The organism is Kitasatospora sp. NPDC007106, from assembly GCF_040634455.1.
In the GTDB taxonomy this organism is placed as follows: Bacteria; Actinomycetota; Actinomycetes; order Streptomycetales; family Streptomycetaceae; genus Kitasatospora; species Kitasatospora arboriphila.
This window is the reverse complement of record NZ_JBEYFP010000957.1, coordinates 1-2,087: the sequence shown is the minus strand read 5'-3', so window position 1 is coordinate 2,087 and position 2,087 is coordinate 1. Positions and strand designations below refer to the sequence as shown.

At 78.3% G+C, this 2,087-nt stretch carries 2 protein-coding genes and 1 pseudogene; all 3 read left to right on the top strand.

Annotated elements, in window-relative coordinates; translation table 11 throughout:
• Positions 1-229, top strand: a pseudogene (locus tag ABZ641_RS34480) (hypothetical protein); the annotation flags it as partial.
• Positions 230-318: 89 nt separating this feature from the next.
• A complete protein-coding gene (gene sigK / locus ABZ641_RS34475; RefSeq protein ID WP_359988279.1) occupies positions 319-936 on the top strand; it encodes an ECF RNA polymerase sigma factor SigK in 618 nt (205 codons plus the stop codon).
• 271 nt (positions 937-1,207) lie between these two features.
• Positions 1,208-2,087 (top strand): MerR family transcriptional regulator (locus tag ABZ641_RS34470; RefSeq protein ID WP_359988281.1); only part of this gene is annotated, 880 nt, incomplete at its 3' end.

The following is a 2,087-nucleotide window of genomic DNA, read 5'->3' as shown; positions in this document are numbered from 1 at the left end:
GGTCCCACCGGGCCGCTCCGCCCCCGCCGGGCGGCGCAGCGCGATCCGGGTGCTGACCGGAGGCGGCGCCTGGAACATGAACCCCGTCCTGGTGACCGCGGTGCTCACCGCCGGGGAGGGCGAGGACACCACCGTCGTGCTGCTGCGCGCCGCCGCCAAGGAGGGGCTGATCAAGCAGCGGGCCGGCGAGAGGACGGCGAAGCGCCTGGCCGAGCTGCTCACCGACTGACCCGCGGGCCCTGTCGGGCCGCCATGGCGGGAACGGTGCAGGAACGCTGCGAGTAGCCCGTGAACCGGCCGGGCCGGGAGGGTCGCAGCGTGACAGCCGTCCGTGAGCACCCCCTCCCCGCAGACCCCGTCGACCGCGTTCCGGCACAGCCCGGCACCGGCGCCCGGGACCTGTCAGGCCTGCTGCCGCGCATCGCCCGCGGCGACGAACGCGCGTTCGGCGTGCTCTACGAGGCAGTGGCCGGCCCCGTGCTGGGACTCGCCCACCGGGTGCTGCGGGACCGGGCGCAGGCCGAGGAAGTGGCCCAGGAGGTGCTGCTGGAGGTCTGGCGCACCGCCGCCCGCTACCGGCCGGACCGCGGCGGGGTGCTGACCTGGGTGCTCACCATCACCCACCGCCGCGCCGTCGACCGCGTCCGCTCCGCGCAGGCCTCCGCCGACCGCGACCGGCGGGCCGCCGCCGCCTCGCCCGCCCCGGTGTTCGACGAGGTCGCCGAGGCCGTGGAACGCCGCATCGACCGGGACCGGGTCCGGCGCTGCCTCGGCGCACTCACCGAACTCCAACGGCAGTCGCTCGCCCTCGCGTACTACGGCGGCTACTCGCAGTCGCAGATCGCCGCGATGCTCGGCGCCCCGCTCGGCACGGTCAAGACCCGGATGCGGGACGGGCTGACCCGGATGCGGGACAGCCTCGCCGTCCACGACTGACCCGCCGCCGGACGGGCCGGCGGCCCCTTCCGGTGCGCAACCGCTGCGAGCGCCCCTCCGCGTGCGGGTTGGCCATGCTGGACGGGCAGCGACCCCGCAGCCACCGGAGTCGCCGACCCGACCAGCAGCCCGCCCGCCCGACCGCCCGCCCGACCGGCCGCCCGACCGGCCGCCCGTCCGTCCGTCCGTCCGTGAGGAGGAGACCGTGGGAGCCCCCGCACCCGCCACCGGCCCACCGGGCACGACCGCCACGGCCCCCGCCGCTGCGCCGGTGCTCGCCGAGGCCAGCCTCACCACCGGGGGAGTGGCCCGCAGGCTCGGCGTCTCACCGACCACCGTGCGCTCCTGGGAGCGGCGCTACGGCATCGGGCCCGCCCGGCGCGAGGAGGGACACCACCGGCGCTGGACCCCGCAGGACATCGCCGTCCTCGAAGCCATGTGCCGGCTGACCGCCCGCGGTGTCCCGCCCGGCGAGGCCGCCCGGCTGGCCCTCGGCGCCGCGGCGCCCGTCCCGTCCGGAGCCGGGGCCGCCCCCGGCGATGGCGCCCACGAAGGCCCCGCCGAAGGGTCCCCCGACCGGATCGACACGGCGAACGCCCCGGCGGCCGGGCCGGTGAGCCCGGAGTGCCGCGGCCTCACCCGGGCCGCCGTCCGCCTGGACACCGCGGAGGTCGCCCGGCTCCTCCGTCAGGTCGTCGACGACATGGGGGCGGTGGCCGCCTGGACGGAGGTCATGATGCCCGCACTGCGGGCGGCCGGTCGCCGGTGGGCCGGCGAGGGCGAGCGGTACGTCGAGGTCGAGCACCTGCTCTCCTGGCACGTCTCCACGGCGCTCCGCCGGGTCGCCGACCGGCCGGTGCCGCCCCGTCCCGGCCCGCCCGCCCTGCTCGCCGGCATGCCCGCCGAACTGCACACCCTCCCGCTGGAGGCGGTCGCCGCCGGTCTGGCCGAACGCGGCCTGCCCTACCGGATGTTCGGCGCCGCCGTACCCGCCGAAGCACTGCTGGAGGCGGTCCGCAGGACGGGCCCGGCCGCCGTGATGATCTGGTCCCAGGCCAAGCACACCGCCGACCGGGTCCTCGCCCGCCGGGCCGCCGAGACCGCCTGGGGCGGCCGCGGCTCGCGCGCCCGCCCGGTCGTCCTCATTGCGG